The following is a 24,543-nucleotide window of genomic DNA, read 5'->3' on the forward strand; positions in this document are numbered from 1 at the left end:
TTAAATGTGGCGGCTCATCGCAGCTACCTTAACACTGGTCCTATTAGTAGAAGAGCCTTCAAGTCTTGGATTAGTAAAACCAAATGTTAGATCGGCTCTAACATTATTTGTTAGATAATAACCTACACCAAGATTAACATCTCCCCCAAACAGAGGGGTCATTTTTATATCGAGGATTTTGTCTCTTGTTTTCTGTAATAAAGCTGTACCAACCTCAGCTTTCACATAAAGCTGCCCTTCACTTGCAAATGACATGCTAGAAATCAAGCTAATAAACGTTACAACTGGAATTGATAATAATCTTTTCATATATTTTTATTATTTAATTTCTTAATTATAAAAAAAATTTATATAATCTTTAATACCAATTGCAATAATTAACACGGTGTGTTTATCCAGTCTCTATACATAATTGATTTTACTAAATCTACATTATGAGCAAATTGATTCCAAGCGTAACAAGCCATAGTGACGATATCTTCATATACACCATAACATTGGTTAGACAAGAAATGATTTTTGATCCATTCCCAAACTTGTTCCATTGCATTAAGTTCCGGTGCATAGGGCGGAAGCGGTATCAAAGTGATATTGCTTGGCACAGTTAGTTTTTTGGCTGTGTGCCAACCTGCATTATCCGTTAGTAAAGCTATATGTCGGTTGCCTTGAATACTGCGAGAAAGCTCTTCTAAGAATTTATTCATTGCCTGTGTGTTTGCATATGGTAAAATTAATGCAAAAGCTTCTCCTGTATCATGGCAAGCAGCTCCATAAATATATGTTGAAATGAATTGCTGTTGCCGAACTTTACGGGGTCTAGTGCCACGCTTAGCCCATATACGAGTTAAGCTACCTTGTTGCCCAACTCGAGTTTCATCCTGAGACCATATATCAACTTTACATCTATCGATATTTTTTGGTAATAATTTTGTTAACATGTCTGGGAAGTTTTTTTATATGTATTTTGAGTCTCTTGATTTGACTTTGGATGCATTGAACGAGAAGTAATCCAGCTAAAACCAAGGCGGTGCATAGTATTGTAGACTGTTTTTAAAGCGCATTTAGCACCATATTCCTCAAGTAACATGATATGTAGCTCCTTTCCAGTTATATACCCACCAGTTTTACTTTCACTGAGCGTATTGATTTTATCAAAAAGAGCAGACTCTTGTATAGTGTTAATCTTCCTAGGGGCGCCGCTTCTTTGTGATTCAAATAATCCTTCAAAACCATGATTCCTAAATCTTCTGAGCCATGATTGCACAGTTTTCCAGTGTGACTTCACTATTTCAGATATGGCTTTTAAAGATTTGCCTAATTGAAGGTGATACATCGCCAATAAACGTATACGATTTCGACCATGCGGCTCATGTTTCATCATTTTTATAAAATCATGACCATGAAAACCTTGTGGTAATATTAACCTAGCCATTTGAGTACCTTTATCAGTTAAAAACCCATTTTACACCACTGCGTTAATTATTGCAATTGGTATAATTCTTTATGCAAGCTAAATCTAAATAGATTGACAGCAGCAACCTAATGGTATATAAGTCTTTAACCTTGTGTTTTGTATGATAGCCTTAAGCAATTAACGGAAAGCTCTTAAGAATAATTTCAGCTTACTAAAAGATCACTCTTTAAGTTGATATATATGTTGAGTTTTTTTTTTGTCTTAGGGAATCTTTATTATGACTATTATAAAGTCAAATTCATTTAGCAGCAAATTCAGAACTATCTTTTGGCCTATCCATAATCATGAACTCGGGAAATTCATACCGATGTGTGGTTTGATGTTCTGTGTCTTATTTAACCAAAATATATTAAGAATTTTAAAAGATAGTATTTTAATTTCAGAGATTAGTGCTGAAGTAGTAAGTTTCACTAAAGTTTATTGTGTAACACCTGCAGCAGCTCTATTCGTTATAATCTATGCTAAGATGCTTAATCATTATAGTTTTGAAAAGATTTATGGCTATTTAATTACCTTTTTTATTAGTTTCTTTATTGTTTTTGCTTTCATCATTTATCCTAATGTCCATATTTTCCACATTAATCCAAATTCGCTGGAACAAATTATGGGGAATTATCCTCATTTAAAATGGTATATAGCTTTAATTGGTAATTGGAGTTATGTGGTTTTTTATACATTATCTGAGCTTTGGCCCAATATCTTTTATGTTTTACTGTTTTGGCAGTTTGCTAATGAGCTTACTACAACAGAAGAAGCAAAAAGGTTTTACACTCTTTTTTCATTATTTGGTAATTCTGCTTTAATATTTGTTGGCTTTTTGATGTCAAACTTATCATCTGCTAACACTATAGCTAAGTATTTTTTTACCGTACCGGACAATAAAACTATATTGGTAAAAATATCAACAAGTTTCGTGGTAGTTGCAGCTGTTATATCATATTTACTTGTAAGATTTATTAGCAAAAATGTTTTTACCAATCCAACATTTTACGCAAAGGCTAAAGCTGCTAGATCGACTAAAGATGGAATGGGATTAATCGAAAGTTTTAGATATATCATAAGATCAAAATATTTATGGTTAATGCTAATTTGCTCTGCTGCTTTTGGTTTATCAATGAATTTGGTAGAAGCAGTATGGAAAGCAAAAATAAAAGAATTATACCCCACTGTTAATAGTTATGCAGAATTTAATAGCCTTTATATTCTTTGGACTGGGGTTACTATCATGATAATGACTATAATAGGCAACAATATAATGCGTAGCCATAGCTGGTTTGTTGCGGCTGTAATTTCGCCAATTATCATGATGGTTACTGGTACATTATTCTTTATTTTAATCGTGTTTGACCATCAAATATTGTCTCTATTTGATAGTGCTATTCTTATGACACCACTTGCTCTTGCAGTATCAATTGGGGCTTTACAGAACATTCTAGTGAAAGGTACTAAATATTCAATTTGGGACACCTCTAAAGAGATGCTATATATCCCTCTAGACAAGGAGCTAAAAACCAAAGGTAAAGCAGCTGTTGACGTTATTAGCTCGAAAGTTGGTAAATCTTCGAGCGGATTAATACAATCAGTTATTTTTACATTAGTACCAACAGCAACTTTTAGCTCTATTTCACCATTTTTAATGGTAGTATTTATTGTTGTTTGTATTACCTGGATTTACTCGGTAAGAAAAATATATTTTGAGTATAAGAAAATTGTCTAACCTATCAGGTACTTATATCATAATTTAAAGATATAAGTACCCTACAATTTTTGTAAAGATGGTATTAGGATAGAAAAAAGTTTTTGTTTGGAGGTATTAATAATGTGGATATTAGCTGCGTTATGGCTGTTGTAGATTGATAAAAAGCATTTTTGATATGATCAAAGCCATAGGTAAATAATGAAAACAATTGTCTTTCAATGGTTTTGTACCGTTTTATTCGGATGGGATTTAAGGCATTTTGTATTATTCCATTTTTGACTATTAAAGCTGAAGCAATAGCAGTTATCACTAATAATTTTTCAAATCTATCCAATTTTACAATGTGACTTTTTTCAATATCAAAACCACCGCTTTTTAGGTGCAAAAATAGTCGTTCAACACTCCAACGAAATTTATATAAAGCAAAAATATCTTGCTCTATTTCAATTGAAGACACCAGAACCATCAGCTCGCTCTTATCATTTCTATATGCACGTCAATTCGGGATAAGGATATTGTGAACATGTAGATTAAAATCAAATTTTGTTGAAGGTTTATTTTTCTTTAATGAGTAAGCAACAAGAGTAGATAATATATGGACAAAGGCATTTATTGGTGATCTATGTCTAGTATGTTCAAGGTTCATTTTATTTTTTAGATAATCAAAAACTGTTTCAATTAAGTTACGCTTTCGAAGTAAGATTTTTTCTTTCAAATCCATTAATTTATTTTCCATATTCTTCTTAATTCCATGAATCATTTTTAAGCCTCTTTCATATAAATTTAAGAACAAATTTTGCTTAATATAACCTTTATCAGCTGCTATAATTCCAGTTAATCTTTTTGTTAACTCCGGTACTGGAACCCTATCATCTACATTGCCTTTGGTCACTTTTAATGCCATAAACTCCCCTTTATTATTGATTATTACATGTAATTTAAAACCATAAAAATACCCCATAGAGGATTTACTATGTTTGGCTAATCCTTTAAAAACTTTATTGCTATAACGCCTTTTATTGTGACAAGCTTTAATCGTTGTAGAGTCAATAAAATAAATACCTGTTTCCTCACCAAACAACAAATGAATCAACATATTTAGCGGTATGAATAATCGTGCCATTAATTCAACAAATCTATTATAACTCAAGGCTTTGGGAAAATCATCCTTATGCATGCACTCTATATAACTTTTATAGAAAAATTTAAAATTCTTAGCATAGGATGTATGAAACATAATTATTATTGTTAACATTTCACTTAGACTCATGCTACAACAGCGATTTCTTTGCTTATTTGATGGTAATAACTTTCTCTGTTCATACTCCAAATAAATTTTACAAAAATCATCTATAAAACTATATAATTCTGTGATATCTTTTTTCATGCCTGTAGTTTGTTTTTTTGTTTAAAAATATAAATACTGCAGGCACTCCTTTTTGACAATCCTTTTATCTATTACTATTTCATCTATATCTTATCCCGAACTGACGTATATGCGGTAAAATTAACCTTTCTATTCCATAATATACCACTACAAGCCCTATACTCTAAGGCTTTAACATCACTAAATATTCTTTCAATGGTTAAAGTTCTTAAACCTTTTGTAAGACGAATTTTATGATCCATTTTTAATGGAATAACAAACTTTAGATGGTTATTTATCAGAAAGTCTAACCATTCTTTATTCATAAATTCTCTATCAGCAAGCAAATATTTTATTCTTTCAACGCCAAAATTATTAATAAATTTCTGTAAAAATTCCTTCATAAATTCTGCAGAACACCCGCCACCATGCGACAAAGTCTTCCAGAATATTGGCACCGATATTTTACCAATTACCATTACTAAAAATAAAATATTAATATCGGATTTACCAAATTTCCAACTTGTCCTATCCATGAGCCTTTCTAATTAAGTGTGTAAATTTTTCATAGGGCTTAAATTCTACCTTCAAATTTTATCAAAAAGTGAGCCATAGCTGCGTTCCAGTTCGGAATCGGCATAACCCATTTCTTGGTCATATAATCAATTGCCAAATATAAGGTCTTAAAAACGGCATTATCATTTGGAAAAACCCTTTTATTCTTAGTAACCTTACGTAATTGGCTATTGACAGATTCTATACTATTAGTTGTGTATATTACTTTCCTTATCGCCTCAGGGTATTCTAGAAAAACCATTAAATTTTCCCAATGAACATACCAAGATTTAGCAATTTGTGGATACTGTTTACTCCATTTAGCTTCAAAAGATTCTAAAGCAAGATGTGCTTCTTCCTCTGTGCTAGCAGTATATGGACCAGTGTTAAGAACAAGCTCTTTTGCCGCCACTTACAGTTCCTAAAAAAATAATGTTTACACTTTTTTATTGTTAGAGCAAAAAATATATTGCAAAATAATTGTAATATGAATAAAATCGAGTAAATCAATACCGACACTGTGATTTCTAGGAACAGATAAAAATGCAATATAATTTATCATTAGAGGATTTAAATTTATGCAAGAAAAAGAAAGGTCAATCAAATCAGTTAACTTTTGCAATAATGTTAGTGTATTTCAAAAAATACATACAATTTCCCTCTAATAAAGCTAACACAGTTTCGATGCAATTATTGTTACAGGTTGCCAAACATTTAGATATTGATCCAACACAAATTATTACATTTGACTGGGATACACGTACTGGAGAAAGGTATCGTCAGGATATCAGACAGTATTTAGGATATCGTGTAGCAAATGCCAAGGATATTACATTAATAATGAATTATCTTGTAGATGACTTGATACCGCGTCATTTCTCAGATTCAGTGCTACTTGAACAAATACGTACATATTTCATCAAAGATAGAATAGAAATTGTTAATACCAAACAATTAGAAAATTACATTTCGTTAGCTAAACAAAAATTTGAACAACAATTTTTTAGAAAAATATTTGATAATTTAAGTCAAGGAAATCTTCTTTTAATAGATCGCATTCTTAGTAAAAATAGTGATGAGGATAATAACATTATAGAATTATCAGAACTTAAAAAAGATATCTCTGGAGCTAAAATTAAGAATATTCAATGTGCCATAAATAAAATCAATTTACTAGGTCAAATCAAATTATCTGACTGCATAATAGAGTCAGTAGACAGAAAATTATTATTAAAATATTATGAACGTGTGATGGTTTTTGCACCTAGCAATATTCTAGATTTTGCCCCGACTATAAAATATGCCACCATGGCAATATTCTGTAGTGTAAGACTGGAGCTATTGTTGGATGCCTTAATAGATACCATGATTAAACTAATTAAAAAGATGCGAGCCGGAGCAGAGAAGCATGTAGACCGTCATATTCTTCAGGAAGTTAAGCGTGTTGACGGAAAGTTTGATATTCTAGAAAAGTTGGCTATACTAAATGCAAAAAATCCTAAAAGCATTATTGAGGACAAAGTTTATCCGGTAGTGCCTCAGGAGAAGCTGGAAGAAGTAATTGAAGATCTACAACATCGTGGTAGTAAGTGGTATCAGGCTCAGGTGCGAGAAAAAATGCATACCACCTATGCTTATGGCAATAGAGGTAGTCTACTTGCGATAATAAGAATATTACAAATTTCTGAAGATCATATTGATTATCAACCTATCTTAAAGGCAATTCGTTTTATCAACCAATACTGGAATGAATCAGATTTAGCTTACTATATTAATATCCCACCAATCAATAGAGCTATCCCACAGAACTGGTATAGCATGATCTTTAAAATAGAAAAAGGTCAATTGCGAATAAATAAATATAATTATGAACTAGCCATATTAGAACAGATTAAAGAACTTCTTGGTTTTAAAGCTATTTGGGTTAATAAAAGTTACCGTTATAGAGATCCGAATAAGGACTTACCGAAGGACTTTATTGAGAAACGAGAATCATATTATGAGTTACGTCAGTTCGGGATAAGATATAGATGAAATAGTAATAGATAAAAGGATTGTCAAAAAGGAGTGCCTGCAGTATTTATATTTTTAAACAAAAAAACAAACTACAGGCATGAAAAAAGATATCACAGAATTATATAGTTTTATAGATGATTTTTGTAAAATTTATTTGGAGTATGAACAGAGAAAGTTATTACCATCAAATAAGCAAAGAAATCGCTGTTGTAGCATGAGTCTAAGTGAAATGTTAACAATAATAATTATGTTTCATACATCCTATGCTAAGAATTTTAAATTTTTCTATAAAAGTTATATAGAGTGCATGCATAAGGATGATTTTCCCAAAGCCTTGAGTTATAATAGATTTGTTGAATTAATGGCACGATTATTCATACCGCTAAATATGTTGATTCATTTGTTGTTTGGTGAGGAAACAGGTATTTATTTTATTGACTCTACAACGATTAAAGCTTGTCACAATAAAAGGCGTTATAGCAATAAAGTTTTTAAAGGATTAGCCAAACATAGTAAATCCTCTATGGGGTATTTTTATGGTTTTAAATTACATGTAATAATCAATAATAAAGGGGAGTTTATGGCATTAAAAGTGACCAAAGGCAATGTAGATGATAGGGTTCCAGTACCGGAGTTAACAAAAAGATTAACTGGAATTATAGCAGCTGATAAAGGTTATATTAAGCAAAATTTGTTCTTAAATTTATATGAAAGAGGCTTAAAAATGATTCATGGAATTAAGAAGAATATGGAAAATAAATTAATGGATTTGAAAGAAAAAATCTTACTTCGAAAGCGTAACTTAATTGAAACAGTTTTTGATTATCTAAAAAATAAAATGAACCTTGAACATACTAGACATAGATCACCAATAAATGCCTTTGTCCATATATTATCTACTCTTGTTGCTTACTCATTAAAGAAAAATAAACCTTCAACAAAATTTGATTTTAATCTACATGTTCACAATATCCTTATCCCGAATTGACGTAAAATAATAGGTAAACCTAAAGGTCTAAGTTTGCCTTTTCGTTTGGGAATATACACACGCTTGATCGGTTTAACAGATGATAGATTATTATTTGCTAACTTTTCCATTAACAAATTTCTTTCTTTATCTGTATTAACAACTATTTTATCAATACCAGGACTTTTCTTCCCTTTATTGATTTGGGTAACACGTCTTATAGCAAGTAATTTATTTGTTCTTGATTTCAACATCAATTTCTGTAAACTACGTACTAATTTCATGTTACCATTTGCAGATGCCCTATAGATACGTCTACGAAGATTATTAACCTTTTTATTAACTTCTTGCCAATTTATTGCATGCCAATAAATTTTCTCAAAGTTATTATTATCGGTCTTAATTGTTACATTTGCGTTTTGCATCTAACTTTTCCAATATAATTCATAATCTTGTTTACTTACTTAGGGTAAATCACCAGTCTCAAGTCAGCATCATTTCTGATTAGCACATAGTGCCTATACACCCAGTTATTTATTCCTGTAGCCTTTCAGCTTAGTGTCATTAGCTTTTTAAGACCTCTCTTACCTACTACAAGTTGTCAAGTAATAGGCTTACCACGTTTCACTAATTAAAGATGCGTTAAGTTGGTTATCTTCTTTATACCGGGGAACTGGCATTTTTAAAGAAGGTCGCGTATGCCTTCTTACAGTTAAGCTTTTCAACTTTATCCCTATAATAGATGTTATCTGGAGTATCTACTTTTATATTTACGATATTTTCCAAACAAAGATTCACTTTCGTTTAACCAATTTTAACTTTACCTTGCCCCTATTTCCCATCCAGATTAGTAATTTAGTTAGGCTTCTTATTGCGCTTAGCACAAGATCGTTACCAACCTTGCACCGCAATAATAGTAATTAGGTCTAAATGCAACCTAGCCGCAATATACTTGCAGACTTTATTTTAGTGCCATCGTGTCGCACTACGCAATATATAAACTAAAGTTTATTGCTTTTTTTTTGCTGGTTCATTTGATCTAGATTCTACTCGATGATTTAAAATTAGCATGGTAATGTAATGCAAGATTGAGATAATGAACAGTAAAGAATTATGGCGATACAATTTGCCGGGATCGAGATAGTAAGTAGAAGCTCAGGAGGAAATAGCTGTTGTAAAGCTGCTTATAATGCTAGGATGATTATTAAAGATCATCAGACTAATGTTACTTATAATTTTGCCAGAAAAGGAGATAACGTATATCATACAGTTTTACTACCTAGCTATGTAGATGGAAGATTTAAAGACCCTGAAATATTGATGAATGAGGTAGAGCGTGCAGAAAAAAGAAAAAATAGCCAGTTATTAAAAGATGTTGTTATAGCCTTGCCTGATGATAAGGAACTAGATTTACAAGATAGAATAGCCATTACCCATGAAATAATAGAAGAGATGGCATGGGTAAAAAATGGTTTAGGAGTGCAAGTAGATATACATAAACCCCATAATGGAGAACGAAATTGGCATGCTCATCTGCTTGTTACTACTAGGAGATTTACAGAAGACGGTAAGAGTTTAGGAGCAAAAGCAGTAGATTTAAATCCCGAATTTAAAAAAGTTAAAGGGAAAGCATTTATTATTCCAGAATCACAGATGATTCATCAAAGAGCCAAAGAAGTAATGAACAGATATTTTGCTAAATTAGGTTTAGAAAATAGAGTGGATTCAATAAGCATGATGCCACAACAACATCTTGGTCCTGTGAGAATGAGAGGTATCATTAATGAAATAGCAGAGCAAAATGAGCTATGCAAGCTAGCTCATCTAAAAATTATTAAAGATAGTGAAGGGGTATTAAATCGTATTATAATACCAATTGCAATAATTAACACGGTGTGTTTATCCAGTCTCTATACATAATTGATTTTACTAAATCTACATTATGAGCAAATTGATTCCAAGCGTAACAAGCCATAGTGACGATATCTTCATATACACCATAACATTGGTTAGACAAGAAATGATTTTTGATCCATTCCCAAACTTGTTCCATTGCATTAAGTTCCGGTGCATAGGGCGGAAGCGGTATCAAAGTGATATTGCTTGGCACAGTTAGTTTTTTGGCTGTGTGCCAACCTGCATTATCCGTTAGTAAAGCTATATGTCGGTTGCCTTGAATACTGCGAGAAAGCTCTTCTAAGAATTTATTCATTGCCTGTGTGTTTGCATATGGTAAAATTAATGCAAAAGCTTCTCCTGTATCATGGCAAGCAGCTCCATAAATATATGTTGAAATGAATTGCTGTTGCCGAACTTTACGGGGTCTAGTGCCACGCTTAGCCCATATACGAGTTAAGCTACCTTGTTGCCCAACTCGAGTTTCATCCTGAGACCATATATCAACTTTACATCTATCGATATTTTTTGGTAATAATTTTGTTAACATGTCTGGGAAGTTTTTTTATATGTATTTTGAGTCTCTTGATTTGACTTTGGATGCATTGAACGAGAAGTAATCCAGCTAAAACCAAGGCGGTGCATAGTATTGTAGACTGTTTTTAAAGCGCATTTAGCACCATATTCCTCAAGTAACATGATATGTAGCTCCTTTCCAGTTATATACCCACCAGTTTTACTTTCACTGAGCGTATTGATTTTATCAAAAAGAGCAGACTCTTGTATAGTGTTAATCTTCCTAGGGGCGCCGCTTCTTTGTGATTCAAATAATCCTTCAAAACCATGATTCCTAAATCTTCTGAGCCATGATTGCACAGTTTTCCAGTGTGACTTCACTATTTCAGATATGGCTTTTAAAGATTTGCCTAATTGAAGGTGATACATCGCCAATAAACGTATACGATTTCGACCATGCGGCTCATGTTTCATCATTTTTATAAAATCATGACCATGAAAACCTTGTGGTAATATTAACCTAGCCATTTGAGTACCTTTATCAGTTAAAAACCCATTTTACACCACTGCGTTAATTATTGCAATTGGTATAAGACATCAAGCTATTTTTAGTAAACAAGATGTAGTAAGAGCGGTTAAAGAAATTCAAGGGAAAGAGGAAAAGCAAAAATTAATTCAAGGCGTATTAAATTCAGACAGGTTAGTAAAACTATATAATGAAGATGGCAAAGATACTAAATATTACACTACTTGCGACGTTCGAGAGGAAGAAACGCGTTTACTTAGAATAGCTAATAAAATTCATGATAATATCAATTATCATATAGTCGGTAATATAGCCAATTTAAAAGAAGAGATAGCAAAACTTTCTAACATTAGCGAATCTCAGAGAGAAGCACTACAACATAGTTTACTTACAATTAAAGGGGTAAGAATACTGCGTGGTAGAGCTGGTACTGGTAAATCACAAATACTGGCTACTGCCTATAAACTTGTTACTCACCATGGACAAAATATTATAGGGCTTAGCCCTACTCATAAAGCTGTATCAGAGCTAAAAAGTAAGGGTTATCAACAATGTTACACGGTAAAGGGATTTTTATTTAAATTGTACAATGGTAAAATTACTCTGCCAAATAATAGTTTACTAGTAGTAGATGAAGCAGGCATGGTAAGTAATAGTGATTACTTAGAATTATTTAAGATAGCAAGAAGCTCTAATTGTAATGTAATATTAGCAGGAGATGAGAAGCAACTAACCTCAATCGAACGAGGTGGAATGTTTGAAATATTTGCCAGTACATTTGGTTCATATGTACTCAGTGATATTAGAAGACAAAGCCAGCAGTGGGCAAGAGAAATGGCTTTATGTTTTGCTAAGTCAGATATTGCAGCTGGGCTGTTGTTGTTAGAGAGGCATAATGGATTAAAGATTGATCATACTTTGGAAGAATCAATGGCAAGATTAATTAATGATTGTAATAGTAGCAGATTTAATCTACAAGAACGTTTAATAATTACTGTAGGTAACCAAGAAGTAGATAGTATTAATCAAGGAATAAGAGAATTATTAAAAGTAAGTGGCATACTGACAGGCAAAGAATATCGTCGCTTTATTCTAGACTCAAAATCAGATAAGCAATATGAAGATTATATGTTAGGAGATCGTATTTTATTTAAAGCTACTGACAAAGAGCTGCAAATAGAAAATGGTGAATTTGCTACTCTAGTTTCAGTAAGTGACAATAAGTTTGTCGCTAAAACAGATCAAGGCAAAGAAATAGCATTTAATCCAGAAAAGATCAGTTTTAAACACGGCTACGCTTCTACAGTCTTTAAAGCTCAAGCAGCATCTATCAAAGATGTATATGTCTTACATAATCTAGCTGGTAATGTTCGGAACTCCTATGTTGAGATGACCAGGCATGTAGAACAAGTAAAGCTGTACTGTAATAGACAAGCTACAAGAAATATGGCAAATTTAATATCACAACTTGCTAGGATAGATAATAGGTTAGCAAGTATGCATTTTAAAACTTTAGAAGATTTAAACAAAATGCATGAAGATAAGAATCCTACTATTATCAATAAACTAGGTAATTGGTTTAAATATATAGCTAATGACATAGAGGATAGATTGCATAATAATAGGCAATATTATCAACCGACAGTAACAGCAGAGTCACCTGTTAAAGTAGTAGAAGTTTTGCAGCAGACTAGCATGAATCTTGCTCAAAATAATCAATGGCAAGAAGAGCGAAGAATAAATACTAAGTTACAAGAAGATACTATGATAAATTACACTTTTACTCAGGATAATATAAAAAATAAAAATATGACAAATAACATTAATTATGATTTTATTAACAAGCAAGAAAGTTTAAAATTGAAGCAACTACTATCTTTCAAAGTTGAAGACATAGCACATAGTCTTCTTGGTAGACCAAATGAGCTTTTATCCAATAATTATATATTACGCTGGGAGAAAGATGGTAAAATAGTAATGAAGATTAGAGGTAGCAAAGCTGGGATATGGTATGATTTTAGTAAAGATGAGGGTGGAGATTTATTTACCTTAGTACAAAGAGAAAGAAAATGTAACTTTGTCGAAGCCAAGAAATATTTGCAAGAAATAGTTGGTATGTCAACTGTCAATAAACAAGACCTACTAGCAGATAAGTCTTACAGGCAAGCTAAAACCCAAAATCAACAAGAACAAGACAGAATAATAGCTAAGATAAAACAAGCGGAAGGATTATATGAAAAATCAAGCTCAGTACTATATTCTACCAATAATAATGTAGCTAGACAATATTTAGGTAAGCACCGTGGAATTGAGATAATACTAGAAAATTTTCAATTAAGCGGAGACCTTAAAACTAACATGATGTGGGATAATGAAACCAAACAATATTATCCAGCCTTAATTGCCTTTGCACGAGATAAAGAAGGTAAAATCACTGGTGGACAATCGATCTATTTAAATAAAGAAACAGGTGCTAAAGCTGATATTGCTGTTAATAAACGTTCATTTGGTAAAATTAGTGGTTCTTTTGTGGAAATTCAACAAGATAATCAACAGAAGAATAAGTTAAGGAATAATATAACAATTATAGCAGAAGGAGTAGAAACAGCTCTAAGCTTGCAGGAAGCAGGTATTAAAGGTAAAATCATCTGTAGCTTAGGTATAAATAATATCAAGAATTATCAGCCTACAACAGGCGAGAAGATAATTATTGCGGCTGATAATGATGGACAAAGTAGCATATCAGTTAATATTGCCACTAAAGCTAAAGAACAATTAGCAAATAAAGGGGCAGTAATATCGGTAATAATGCCCCAAGATATAGGGGATTTTAACGATATGCTCAAAACTAAAGGAGTAGAATCTATTAAAAATCTTATAGAACCTGAAATAGCAAAATTAACAATAAATGAAACACTAAACGAAAAAACAACTAAATTTACTGAGTCATTGAAACCAATTGACAATAGTGAGGCTGATAATAATCAATCACAAATCAAATATATAGAACTAGAACTTGGAAAATCAGCAAATAATAATATGTTACAGCAGTTTCAACAGCAGATAAAATCATTGGAAAGATTTACTACCAAAGAGAATATAGGTACAGCCTTACAGATATATAAGGAAAAAGGTATAGAATCTTTTATTATCTATAGCAAAAATAGTTGTTCTAAAGCTATTGAGCAGAAAATAACACAAGATTTACAAATAATGAAAAATAAGTTTGACCCTAATTATAATCTTAGTGCTATTAAATTTTGTGATATAGTAATAGATGATTTTAAAGGTAAAAGCTATCCAGTACCAGAAGATTACTTAGCTGCCATAGGCAAAGATAAACAAGTGATGCAATATATTAATCCACAATCAGTAATAGGTAAGGAAATAAAACATGAATTACGTTAATTCGGGATAAGGATTAGTAAAAATGCTTTAGCTATAACTAATACAAGATTTTGGATATGTATAAATTGCATTTCTGTGAATTCATACATTAATTGCTCTTCGTAGTGTATATATGTCTGCTATTTTTACTAATCCTTATCCCGAATTAACGTGAATTACAAAATGCAGCAGAGACGCAGAAAAATCAAGGAATAATAGTTAAAGGTACTATATAGGTTATATTAAAAATAATAATAATTAACTAATTAAGAATATGTCAAAACAACTAAAACATGATGCATTGTTTAAAAAGATAATGGTCAATCAAATAGCAGCCCAAGAATTTTTGGAGCATTATTTACCAGAAGAGGTTAAGGAAATAGTTGATTTAACCAAAATAACAATAGAGAAAGAATCATTTGTTGAGGATGACCTAAAAAGAGCTCTTAGTGATTTAGTCTATTCTGTTAAGACTAAAGATAATGAGCAAGCCTTTGTGTATGTGTTGATTGAGGCGGAGATAAGACCAAAATATTGGATGGCACTCAAATTATGGAAATATATGTTGCTATTAGCTGAAAGACATAAAAAAGGTAGAAATAAAATACCGTTGATAGTACCAATGGTGTTTTATCATGGTACTAGAAGATTTAATGTGCCAAAGAATTTGTTTGAATTATTTAGCGATCCCAAACTTGCAAAGCAATTGATGTGTGAGGATTATAAGCTAATAGATTTACAATCAATGTCTGATGATGAGATAAAGCAGAAGCAACATTTTGGCATGTTAGAATATATGATGAAATATGTACAGCAGCGAGATATATTGAAGGTGTGGGATGAACTTTTAACAAATTTTAAATCCTATATTAGTATAGATAAGTCAACAGGCTATATTTACATAAGATCGTTTTTATGGTATAGTGAGGCTAAGATAGAAGAAGGTAAGCAACAAGAGCTAGAGAGGCTAATAGCGAGTCATTTAACTGCAACAGAAGAGGGGAATATTATGAGAACTATTGCTGAGAAATATATTGATGAGGGTATAGAAAAAGGTATAGTCCAAGGTATCCAGATCGGTGAAGCTAAAGGCATCCAGGTTGGTAAAGCTGAAGGTAAAGCTGAAGGTAAAGCTGAAGAAAATATCAGAGTAAAAACAGAAATAGCAAAGAAAATGTTAGCTCAAGGCTCTGATGTTGCTTTTATTTCTGCTGTAACTGGTCTTAGCAAATCTTTTATTCAATCTCTTGCTCAGGAAAAATAAACCCAAATTAGCTGTTTAGAAAGGGGTTATAGTGTAATTTCCCCTTTTTATATACTTTTTTGTTACATAAAGCCATTTACCCCCTCTAAAAACGCTTTAAAATATCTTTGACATTTTAGTGAGTTTGCAAATTCATTGTTAGTTTAGTAATAGGAATATTACCAGCAAGCCTAACATAACAAGTAAGGTCTGGTAGATTCATAATTTCAGATGGCATTACTAATAATTTTCTTTTCTCTATATTATTCATATTTACTCCATCACGCATAGTGTTAGAGCCATAAGAAAGATTTTCTTGTGGCTCAATGATTTCCTGCTCACCAAGCATTAAAGCGGTTCTATGGGCTGTTTGTTGGTCACTAACTCGAAAAATAAACTTACTACTAAATAAATCAAGCATCGAACTACTGCCGGCAAAACCATATATTTCCTCTAGCTGGTAAATGTTCTGCATACCAGCAACAAAACATCCGCCATATTTACGTGCTTCAGCTAAAGCAATTGGCAAAGCGGATATTTTTTGTAAGGCTGGTAGCTCATCTAAAATAAACCACATATTGTTATTACCACTGGTATTCCTATCCATTAGAGCTTTAATAGCAATACTTATCCACGAAGCAATTAATGGACGTAATGTTACTCTTTGATTAGGCGTGCTAGTTATAAATAACCAACCTGTTTCAAGTGGATCACTAAACCATCTTCTAATACTAAAATTACCATTAGGCTTTAAATGTTGTAGAGCAGCAATATTTTTACCAATAGTTGCTTGAATACCGGAAGATGTCTCGGGTGCATTATTACTTATTATACCTGCTACTGCAGTATTTTTAAAAATTCTAGCAAATTGTTTATTATCTGAATAAATAATGCTATTAATTAGCTTTTTTATATCTTTACTATCTTGATATAGTTTTAATCCTTCAGCTAAGACTAGCTCGGCATTCTTAGCAAAAAAATCATCTAACCTAGGATTATAGCCGCTAAAACTACTTGCTATATTATCAAAATCAGCAATCTCATAACAATCATTCCAAGGCAGCCAATGCTCTGTACAATCTGCAAAGGGGTTAAGTAATTTATCACAACTAGAGTCAAAAAATCTATCAACAAAACTACCGGTCAGATCAACAATAATGGCTCTATCTTGTTGTCTTCTAATTTGTGGTAGTAACTCATTTAGCAAATTAGTTTTACCACTGCCGGTAGTTCCAGTAATTAGAATATGTTGCCTCTCACTATTTTTAACTAACGGCAGACCAGCAAGTTTAATTTTTGATGCTTTATTATTTTGATGCAGAATTTTAGTCAACATTTTAGCTTCTACAAAATCTGCTCCTCTAATTTTATCTTTACTAATTGTTTTTTTGCCTTGGTAGATAAAGAAGATTATGGAAGTTATTACCCCGATAGTAAAGATAATTATTCCTTCTAACCAAGCTGAGTGTGATAAAAATTGTCCAATTTTCTCAATCCTTGCTCCGTGAGGTGTAACATACCAGAACTTATCAATGAAGCTTTGAGCATTACGATAAACCCAAGCTTTTTGTTCTAAATAATAGAATTTGATACCTATTTGATTAACAGGATAAAAATATTGTCCTACTGCAAGTTTGAACTGAACATAACGCTCTATTATAAAATAATAAAAACTAATTAAGGATAATTTCTGATATATACGCCATATTAGCCAACTGATAGTTAGTACTAACCCGACCATAACAGCATTTATACTTCCTTGTCCAAACATTCTCAATTGATGAGCAAAGATTTGTGAGCCTCGAGTAAAGTTATTTTGATTATGATTTTGATAGCTCATTAGGGTTAAGAGTTTATAAATTATCTTTTAATATCTTTAATTTCTGTTCAAATTCATCAGCCATACGATTGTTACCTAATTGCCGTAAACCTATAATTATTTTTTCATATTCTTCTATAAGATTAGGTTTATATTTAAGAGCTAAAGCTAAGTTTTCTTTAGCTTCCTGGTGTTTTCTTAAATTGCTTAAAGATATGCCTTTTTCTAAATAGCTTTCTGCAAAATCAGCTTTATACTTAATAGCTAAATTATAGTTTTCTATTGCTTTTTGATGTTTACACGTCAATTCGGGATAAGGATATTGTGAACATGTAGATTAAAATCAAATTTTGTTGAAGGTTTATTTTTCTTTAATGAGTAAGCAACAAGAGTAGATAATATATGGACAAAGGCATTTATTGGTGATCTATGTCTAGTATGTTCAAGGTTCATTTTATTTTTTAGATAATCAAAAACTGTTTCAATTAAGTTACGCTTTCGAAGTAAGATTTTTTCTTTCAAATCCATTAATTTATTTTCCATATTCTTCTTAATTCCATGAATCATTTTTAAGCCTCTTTCATATAAATTTAAGAACAAATTTTGCTTAATATAACCTTTATCAGCTGCTATAATTCCAGTTAATCTTTTTGTTAACTCCGGTACTGGAACCCTATCATCTACATTGCCTTTGGTCACTTTTAATGCCATAAACTCCCCTTTATTATTGATTATTACATGTAATTTAAAACCATAAAAATACCCCATAGAGGATTTACTATGTTTGGCTAATCCTTTAAAAACTTTATTGCTATAACGCCTTTTATTGTGACAAGCTTTAATCGTTGTAGAGTCAATAAAATAAATACCTGTTTCCTCACCAAACAACAAATGAATCAACATATTTAGCGGTATGAATAATCGTGCCATTAATTCAACAAATCTATTATAACTCAAGGCTTTGGGAAAATCATCCTTATGCATGCACTCTATATAACTTTTATAGAAAAATTTAAAATTCTTAGCATAGGATGTATGAAACATAATTATTATTGTTAACATTTCACTTAGACTCATGCTACAACAGCGATTTCTTTGCTTATTTGATGGTAATAACTTTCTCTGTTCATACTCCAAATAAATTTTACAAAAATCATCTATAAAACTATATAATTCTGTGATATCTTTTTTCATGCCTGTAGTTTGTTTTTTTGTTTAAAAATATAAATACTGCAGGCACTCCTTTTTGACAATCCTTTTATCTATTACTATTTCATCTATATCTTATCCCGAACTGACGTGTTACGGTTTAGCAGTGAGACAGTTTCTAAGCGACATTTAGCCCTTTCTGATGAAATATCTCCACTACAAGAACCGATGAGAATAGCCTCCTTTATTTGCTCTGTCTTATTGCCTTTCGAAAAAATAGCTGTATCGACTAACCTAAGCATTATTGGTTCAGGGGCTGCAGCATTATTAGTACCAGTACCTACTACTGCTCCAGTTAGTAAGACTCCCCTAGCAAAACTGCCAGTGGTGATATAATCCTTAACATCTTTTTTTACTTGACATCCAGCTCTTTTAACATATCCAAATTGCCTTTTTGCTGGTAAATCTGTTATTATTTGTTCATGTTGCTCATTTGTTAAATCTTGTACTTGCTGATTATTATTAAAACTATTACCATCATATAATATAGTCTCCTCGTTAGGTTTACTTTCTAATAATTCCAATTTTTGCTGAACATCATCAATTTTATTTTTAGTTTCTAAATATTTATTTTCTATTAAACTCTCTAAACGATTTTTCATATCTTTTACTTCATTTAACACTTCTTCTGTCCATTTTGCTCTTGGATCTACTGCCTTCTCTATTCCAGAGATCTCAGCTCGTGACTTACGATCTTTTTCAAGGATTGCTAGATTCTCTACTTTATGTTCAGAAACACAATAAAATATTAAGATGGTTATTATTCCTATACAGGACAAGGAAATTATAGGTTGTTTGTTAACGATATTTATAAATTCTGACAATCTTTTATTATACTCAGATGATAACTTACTATCAGCTAATTTACCCTCTATCTTTTCCTGTCTGTCACTTAGTTGCTGATTTTCTTTCATCATTACTTATCTTACTTCAAGACTTTACTAACTTTTTATACCTTTTGTGCAGTTATTTATCTTACTTGATTTATGCTTAATTAATCTTCATACCACTAGAGACCCACTCTAAGTAAAATCCTAGTATAATACCAATAGCGACAATAACTCCTGCTAGCCTAATATTACCTCTTGCTACTGCCCAAATAGACGATAGGATAGTTGCTCCTGATATACCAATAGTTTTGACTTTACCGCTAGAGAGTCCACCAATCCGATCTAATTGTCCTTCTAAACTAGCTGCCAACACCATTTCTGGCAAAAAAATATAAGCACAAACTACCATCAATATTACAAATATAATAAATTCATTAAATTTTTCAGTAGTTGACGTTTTGTACTGGTTGTTATTGATTATTTTTGTATTATACCAATTGCAATAATTAACACGGTGTGTTTATCCAGTCTCTATACATAATTGATTTTACTAAATCTACATTATGAGCAAATTGATTCCAAGCGTAACAAGCCATAGTGACGATATCTTCATATACACCATAACATTGGTTAGACAAGAAATGATTTTTGATCCATTCCCAAACTTGTTCCATTGCATTAAGTTCCGGTGCATAGGGCGGAAGCGGTATCAAAGTGATATTGCTTGGCACAGTTAGTTTTTTGGCTGTGTGCCAACCTGCATTATCCGTTAGTAAAGCTATATGTCGGTTGCCTTGAATACTGCGAGAAAGCTCTTCTAAGAATTTATTCATTGCCTGTGTGTTTGCATATGGTAAAATTAATGCAAAAGCTTCTCCTGTATCATGGCAAGCAGCTCCATAAATATATGTTGAAATGAATTGCTGTTGCCGAACTTTACGGGGTCTAGTGCCACGCTTAGCCCATATACGAGTTAAGCTACCTTGTTGCCCAACTCGAGTTTCATCCTGAGACCATATATCAACTTTACATCTATCGATATTTTTTGGTAATAATTTTGTTAACATGTCTGGGAAGTTTTTTTATATGTATTTTGAGTCTCTTGATTTGACTTTGGATGCATTGAACGAGAAGTAATCCAGCTAAAACCAAGGCGGTGCATAGTATTGTAGACTGTTTTTAAAGCGCATTTAGCACCATATTCCTCAAGTAACATGATATGTAGCTCCTTTCCAGTTATATACCCACCAGTTTTACTTTCACTGAGCGTATTGATTTTATCAAAAAGAGCAGACTCTTGTATAGTGTTAATCTTCCTAGGGGCGCCGCTTCTTTGTGATTCAAATAATCCTTCAAAACCATGATTCCTAAATCTTCTGAGCCATGATTGCACAGTTTTCCAGTGTGACTTCACTATTTCAGATATGGCTTTTAAAGATTTGCCTAATTGAAGGTGATACATCGCCAATAAACGTATACGATTTCGACCATGCGGCTCATGTTTCATCATTTTTATAAAATCATGACCATGAAAACCTTGTGGTAATATTAACCTAGCCATTTGAGTACCTTTATCAGTTAAAAACCCATTTTACACCACTGTGTTAATTATTGCAATTGGTATTACTTAGTCTTAGATGCTTGTTTATGTACATCTTTCTCCTCTTTTATGTTAGTTAAATCTTGATTTAAGTCATACTTGATAAGCCTTACAGGACTTGGACTCTTGCTAGCAAAACGTAATATTACATCTTGCACCGTACCGTTTTCACCGATCAAGGTTAAATACACCTTACTATTACCAACTTGTGGTAAAATAAATAAACAACCTGAACCATGTATTACTACTTCAACTGCTTCCTTAGGGTGAATAAAAATATCATTAATCTTTTCTCCTTCTATATTAATCCTAGTGGGTGCATCTTTAGCTATCTGTAATTCTAACAAGGAATCATTATGTAACATATAACCTATCGCATAAGCATTATTAAACCAAAAATTTGATAATAATAACATTATAGAAAAAACTAGATATTGCTTAATCATTGACTTGACCACTATATTATTTTGCTTGTTGATAGTCATATTTCTCTCTGATTAGTTTCTTCCTTAATGCCAGTAAGTAATAATAGGTGATTAGCACCTCGCTTATAAGTTAAAAGATAAGTCTTATCAGCTGCAATATGCTTATTCTCACCAAACCAATAACGAAACGTCCCTTGAATTAATACTCCATCATCAGTTATTTTTGCTTTTTTGCAGAAAAAAACAGAAGACACATTAGAACCCTTAACAAATTGTAAATGTTCTTGAAAAAATTTATCTAACTGTTCTGTACTGCTAGAGACTACTTGCATATCAGCTATCTGTCTTTCTACCTCTTCTGGTGAAGTGGTAAATAAACCTTTCATCACAAATATTGCCCATTCCTGCAAGTAAGTTTCATGATAATTTTTTGATGATACTATCATGCGACGATCTGGCTCTATGGCTGGAATTAATAACCATTTTTCTTCTTTACTTATTAGCTTAATTGTTGCAAGTAAACTAGTAACTGCCAGCAATACAGTTACTAATAATAAATGTTTGTTATATCTAACTAGTTGCTGAATTGATGCTTGTTTAAATAACTGATCCATTATTTTCCTACTATTTTACCAAGTAATAGAGGGTAACCTGCAGGAGCAGGCAACCACTTCTTTGCTACTAAAAAGCTTTTTAGTAAAAAATATTCTGAAACACGCTTAAACTTCTTAAATGCATAACATAAAGCAATACCAACTATCATGCATGCTAAGCCTAGCTTAGCATTACCACTATTAAGCAATATTATACCAGGTACTACACCTACTAAAGTGATCCCCCACTCATCTAAACTTAAGCCCATATATTTTAATGGCTTTGATAATGACCAATATAATCTTTGATTTTGATTCAAATTTTGCATAAGCTTATTCAAATTACTAATAATCTTCATAGTCTCTAACAACTGAGACATTAATAGTTTTATTGTTATTTTGCCAATGAATCATTTATACTAATGGAAGAAATTCTACAGCTAATATAAAACTGCGATAATCGGGAGACATACACTGTTTATTGAAGATTAATTGAGAGATTAATTATTGATTAATCTAGTTAGATTTGTTAAATTAATAATATCTAATTAATGATTAATAATATTATGTTTATAAGTGATATAGAATTAAAAATGGAATGTTTAAAACTGGCAATTCAATCTCATTGCAGCTGTGATGCGGTAGATGTGGCAACGAATTATTATAATTTCCTCACAGGACAAAATGATAATATACCATTTACCTTGGCTTTAACTAATAAAATGAATTTTAATTAAGATTATATTATTATTGATTAATAATCTTTGTTGTTAATATTTTATCATTTTTGTAATAAGGTTGCTTTAAAAATTTAAATAGTGCATTTACTATATTTAGCTTATTAATTCTTCTTTTCAGCGATAGTTATAATTTCATTAATGGCTTTCTCTACAAATTCTCGTACTGGATCAAAGTTCAATTTAGCATAGATTTCTGTTGACCTAGAGTCTTTATGATTTAAAGCTTTACCAATTACATATTGACTTGCTCCACTAATAGCCATCCAACTGGCATGGGTTCTTCTAAGATCATGTATCCTTAAATCTTTAAGTTCTGCTTTTTGGCAAATCCTTCCCCAAGCTTTTTTAGGTTCTCGTAAATGACCAGTGCTACTTCCCTCACTGGGAAATACCCACTCACTGTTAGACTCTCTTTTTCTTTTCTCTAGTATTTTCATTGCTACATTTGCTAATATTACAGTATAAGATTCTTTATTCTTACTCTTTGTCTTTGGAATATACCATTTTTGATCAGCAAAGCTGATATGTTCCCAACGCATAGTAAGTACATTATTTTTACGTACTCCAGTAAATAAAGCGATTAAGAAAAAATCTTGCATTATTTGATTTTTCTCTTCTTTTAAACCTTGAAAAAACCCTGATAACTCTTCTCTCATTAAATATCTGTCTCTGGATTCTTCTTTGTGTTTTTTTATTCCAACAGCAGGATTTAAATTAACTAGCTCCCATTCAATAGCTTTATTAAATATAGCTTTTATCCTCGCTAAAGCCTTATTGGCAGCATGTTTCCCAATTTTAGTAGTCTCAGTAAACCATTGCTGAATATCTGTTTTGCTAATAGTAGAGATTTTTCTTGAATAAAAACACTTGGCATGTCTATTTACCTCATCTATACAATCTTGCCAAGTGTTGTTGTTATATTTAGCATAATCATTGATGTATTTATCAAATAGTTCTTTAAACGTTAATTCATTAGATAGCTTAGTTTTTTCTTCTAGAGGGTTAATACCCTTTACAATTTGACTTTTTAACTCAGATGCTTTCATTCTAGCATTAACAATAGATAAATCAGGAAAACGTCCTATTTTTATTCTATGGTACATTCCTTGAATTTTTTTGCCTAAATAAAATGTTTTACTGCCACCATATGATACTATCAGAATTAAACCTGCTTCTTTAATATCTTTATAAATATCTCTTTTTTCCTTAGGAGATTCAATTTTTTGTAGCACATCTTTAGTAAAAAATAATGATTTTTCTAACATTTTATGCTCTATATTGCTACTTTGATAATTAGCTATTTATTATTAATTTACCTTATCTAATTAATACTACATAATTATTAGTATATAAATTATTTATATTAGTTCTTATTTTTTTAATATATTTTTAATGAAATAGCAAATCAATACAATAAGAAAGCTTTGATAAATATAACCTAATCAGTTAGTGTTATTAATAATTTGCAACTAACTGTAACTAAAGATTTAGTTAATGCTGTGGATAAGATTATCAAAGAAAGTGTTAGGCAAAGAAAATAAAATTAAAATTGCTATAGAAAAAATAGAGGGAAGTTGATTTTATATGTGGCATTTTTATCCATCTAATATGCTCCACATATGCTCCTATTATTTTCAGGTGTGACCTTATATGAAAAATATTGACAGATAATTTAATTTTGT

Annotated in this window: 24 protein-coding genes and 4 pseudogenes; 7 read left to right on the forward strand and 21 right to left on the reverse strand. The window is 31.5% G+C overall.

The features are described from left to right. The 3 genes from NBW66_RS05470 to NBW66_RS05480 form a co-directional block, all read right to left on the reverse strand. Positions 1-309, reverse strand: a complete 309-nt coding sequence (locus NBW66_RS05470) for a hypothetical protein (RefSeq protein ID WP_250311960.1) — start codon at positions 307-309, stop codon at positions 1-3. 68 nt (positions 310-377) lie between these two features. Next, positions 378-938, reverse strand: a complete 561-nt coding sequence (locus NBW66_RS05475) for an IS630 family transposase (protein ID WP_250310543.1) — start codon at positions 936-938, stop codon at positions 378-380. After that, positions 932-1,432, reverse strand: a complete 501-nt coding sequence (locus NBW66_RS05480; RefSeq protein ID WP_250310542.1) for a helix-turn-helix domain-containing protein — start codon at positions 1,430-1,432, stop codon at positions 932-934. Before NBW66_RS05480 ends, NBW66_RS05475 begins: the two co-directional genes overlap by 7 nt. Positions 1,433-1,691: 259 nt before the next feature. Between NBW66_RS05480 and NBW66_RS05485 the strand changes: the two genes are divergently transcribed. After that, positions 1,692-3,191: an Npt1/Npt2 family nucleotide transporter gene (locus NBW66_RS05485; RefSeq protein WP_250311961.1), complete on the forward strand. Its 1,500-nt coding sequence runs from the start codon at positions 1,692-1,694 to the stop codon at positions 3,189-3,191. A 64-nt stretch (positions 3,192-3,255) separates the two neighbouring features. Here the strand turns inward: NBW66_RS05485 and NBW66_RS05490 are convergent, their stop codons facing one another. The 4 genes and pseudogenes from NBW66_RS05490 to NBW66_RS05505 form a co-directional block, all read right to left on the reverse strand. Continuing rightward, on the reverse strand, positions 3,256-3,639 hold the full coding sequence (locus NBW66_RS05490; RefSeq protein WP_250311962.1) for a transposase: 384 nt from the start codon (positions 3,637-3,639) through the stop codon (positions 3,256-3,258). A 30-nt stretch (positions 3,640-3,669) separates the two neighbouring features. Beyond that, the gene (locus tag NBW66_RS05495; RefSeq protein ID WP_250310582.1) at positions 3,670-4,560 is read right to left on the reverse strand and encodes an IS982 family transposase; all 891 of its coding nucleotides are present in this window, start codon (positions 4,558-4,560) and stop codon (positions 3,670-3,672) included. An 83-nt stretch (positions 4,561-4,643) separates the two neighbouring features. Next, the gene (locus tag NBW66_RS05500) at positions 4,644-5,075 is read right to left on the reverse strand and encodes a transposase (protein WP_250311963.1); all 432 of its coding nucleotides are present in this window, start codon (positions 5,073-5,075) and stop codon (positions 4,644-4,646) included. A 38-nt stretch (positions 5,076-5,113) separates the two neighbouring features. Next, positions 5,114-5,473 (reverse strand): annotated as a pseudogene (locus tag NBW66_RS05505) (transposase); the annotation flags it as partial. A 164-nt stretch (positions 5,474-5,637) separates the two neighbouring features. Between NBW66_RS05505 and NBW66_RS05510 the strand changes: the two are divergent. After that, positions 5,638-7,128 carry a DUF4158 domain-containing protein gene (locus tag NBW66_RS05510; RefSeq protein WP_250311965.1) on the forward strand — a complete coding sequence of 497 codons (1,491 nt, stop codon included), beginning with the start codon at positions 5,638-5,640 and terminating at the stop codon, positions 7,126-7,128. 79 nt (positions 7,129-7,207) lie between these two features. After that, positions 7,208-8,098, forward strand: a complete 891-nt coding sequence (locus NBW66_RS05515; RefSeq protein WP_250310582.1) for an IS982 family transposase — start codon at positions 7,208-7,210, stop codon at positions 8,096-8,098. Here the strand turns inward: NBW66_RS05515 and NBW66_RS05520 are convergent. Then, positions 8,074-8,502 (reverse strand): reverse transcriptase N-terminal domain-containing protein, encoded by a 429-nt coding sequence (locus NBW66_RS05520; protein ID WP_250311966.1) that lies wholly within the window; start codon positions 8,500-8,502, stop codon positions 8,074-8,076. The genes NBW66_RS05515 and NBW66_RS05520 overlap by 25 nt on opposite strands. 688 nt (positions 8,503-9,190) lie before the next feature. Here NBW66_RS05520 and NBW66_RS05525 point away from each other — a divergent pair. Beyond that, a pseudogene (locus tag NBW66_RS05525) lies at positions 9,191-9,946 on the forward strand (MobA/MobL family protein); the annotation flags it as partial. A 16-nt stretch (positions 9,947-9,962) separates the two neighbouring features. Here NBW66_RS05525 and NBW66_RS05530 read toward each other — a convergent pair. Continuing rightward, a complete protein-coding gene (locus NBW66_RS05530) occupies positions 9,963-10,523 on the reverse strand; it encodes an IS630 family transposase (protein WP_250310543.1) in 561 nt (186 codons plus the stop codon). Further along, positions 10,517-11,017: a helix-turn-helix domain-containing protein gene (locus tag NBW66_RS05535; RefSeq protein WP_250310542.1), complete on the reverse strand. Its 501-nt coding sequence runs from the start codon at positions 11,015-11,017 to the stop codon at positions 10,517-10,519. The genes NBW66_RS05530 and NBW66_RS05535 overlap by 7 nt, the downstream gene beginning before the upstream one ends. Positions 11,018-11,078: 61 nt before the next feature. On the opposite strand from NBW66_RS05535, the pseudogene NBW66_RS05540 reads away from it, so the two are divergent. Then, positions 11,079-14,423: pseudogene (locus NBW66_RS05540) on the forward strand (AAA family ATPase); the annotation flags it as partial. 253 nt (positions 14,424-14,676) lie between these two features. Continuing rightward, a complete protein-coding gene (locus tag NBW66_RS05545) occupies positions 14,677-15,666 on the forward strand; it encodes an Rpn family recombination-promoting nuclease/putative transposase (protein ID WP_250311967.1) in 990 nt (329 codons plus the stop codon). A gap of 115 nt (positions 15,667-15,781) precedes the next feature. Here NBW66_RS05545 and NBW66_RS05550 read toward each other — a convergent pair whose 3' ends face one another. From NBW66_RS05550 to NBW66_RS05595, 10 genes and pseudogenes are all read right to left on the reverse strand, one after another. Then, complete coding sequence (locus NBW66_RS05550) at positions 15,782-17,485, reverse strand: type IV secretion system DNA-binding domain-containing protein (RefSeq protein WP_250311968.1); 1,704 nt, start codon at positions 17,483-17,485, stop codon at positions 15,782-15,784. A gap of 13 nt (positions 17,486-17,498) precedes the next feature. Continuing rightward, entirely contained in the window at positions 17,499-17,771 is a 273-nt protein-coding gene (locus NBW66_RS05555) for a hypothetical protein (RefSeq protein ID WP_250311969.1), read from the reverse strand. Then, a complete protein-coding gene (locus NBW66_RS05560; RefSeq protein ID WP_250310582.1) occupies positions 17,768-18,658 on the reverse strand; it encodes an IS982 family transposase in 891 nt (296 codons plus the stop codon). The genes NBW66_RS05555 and NBW66_RS05560 overlap by 4 nt, the downstream gene beginning before the upstream one ends. An 83-nt stretch (positions 18,659-18,741) precedes the next feature. Next, complete coding sequence (locus NBW66_RS05565) at positions 18,742-19,590, reverse strand: TraB/TrbI/VirB10 family type IV secretion system protein (protein WP_250311970.1); 849 nt, start codon at positions 19,588-19,590, stop codon at positions 18,742-18,744. Between the two features lie 73 nt (positions 19,591-19,663). Then, positions 19,664-19,882, reverse strand: a pseudogene (locus tag NBW66_RS05570) (hypothetical protein); the annotation flags it as partial. Positions 19,883-20,009: 127 nt separating this feature from the next. Next, positions 20,010-20,570, reverse strand: a complete 561-nt coding sequence (locus NBW66_RS05575; protein ID WP_250310543.1) for an IS630 family transposase — start codon at positions 20,568-20,570, stop codon at positions 20,010-20,012. Then, complete coding sequence (locus NBW66_RS05580; RefSeq protein WP_250310542.1) at positions 20,564-21,064, reverse strand: helix-turn-helix domain-containing protein; 501 nt, start codon at positions 21,062-21,064, stop codon at positions 20,564-20,566. The genes NBW66_RS05575 and NBW66_RS05580 overlap by 7 nt, the downstream gene beginning before the upstream one ends. A 62-nt stretch (positions 21,065-21,126) precedes the next feature. Beyond that, positions 21,127-21,588, reverse strand: coding sequence for a hypothetical protein (locus NBW66_RS05585; RefSeq protein ID WP_250311971.1), 462 nt, complete (start codon positions 21,586-21,588; stop codon positions 21,127-21,129). Continuing rightward, on the reverse strand, positions 21,585-22,142 hold the full coding sequence (locus NBW66_RS05590; protein WP_250311972.1) for a type IV conjugative transfer system protein TraE: 558 nt from the start codon (positions 22,140-22,142) through the stop codon (positions 21,585-21,587). The genes NBW66_RS05585 and NBW66_RS05590 overlap by 4 nt, the downstream gene beginning before the upstream one ends. Then, on the reverse strand, positions 22,142-22,450 hold the full coding sequence (locus NBW66_RS05595; protein WP_410525851.1) for a hypothetical protein: 309 nt from the start codon (positions 22,448-22,450) through the stop codon (positions 22,142-22,144). The genes NBW66_RS05590 and NBW66_RS05595 overlap by 1 nt, the downstream gene beginning before the upstream one ends. A 222-nt stretch (positions 22,451-22,672) precedes the next feature. On the opposite strand from NBW66_RS05595, the gene NBW66_RS05600 reads away from it, so the two are divergent. Continuing rightward, complete coding sequence (locus NBW66_RS05600) at positions 22,673-22,858, forward strand: hypothetical protein (RefSeq protein ID WP_250311974.1); 186 nt, start codon at positions 22,673-22,675, stop codon at positions 22,856-22,858. A 104-nt stretch (positions 22,859-22,962) separates the two neighbouring features. Here the strand turns inward: NBW66_RS05600 and NBW66_RS05605 are convergent, their stop codons facing one another. Beyond that, positions 22,963-24,126 (reverse strand): tyrosine-type recombinase/integrase, encoded by a 1,164-nt coding sequence (locus NBW66_RS05605; RefSeq protein ID WP_250311975.1) that lies wholly within the window; start codon positions 24,124-24,126, stop codon positions 22,963-22,965. Positions 24,127-24,543 lie beyond the last annotated feature (417 nt).

The organism is Rickettsia endosymbiont of Oedothorax gibbosus, assembly GCF_936269705.1.
Taxonomy (GTDB): domain Bacteria; phylum Pseudomonadota; class Alphaproteobacteria; order Rickettsiales; family Rickettsiaceae; genus Tisiphia.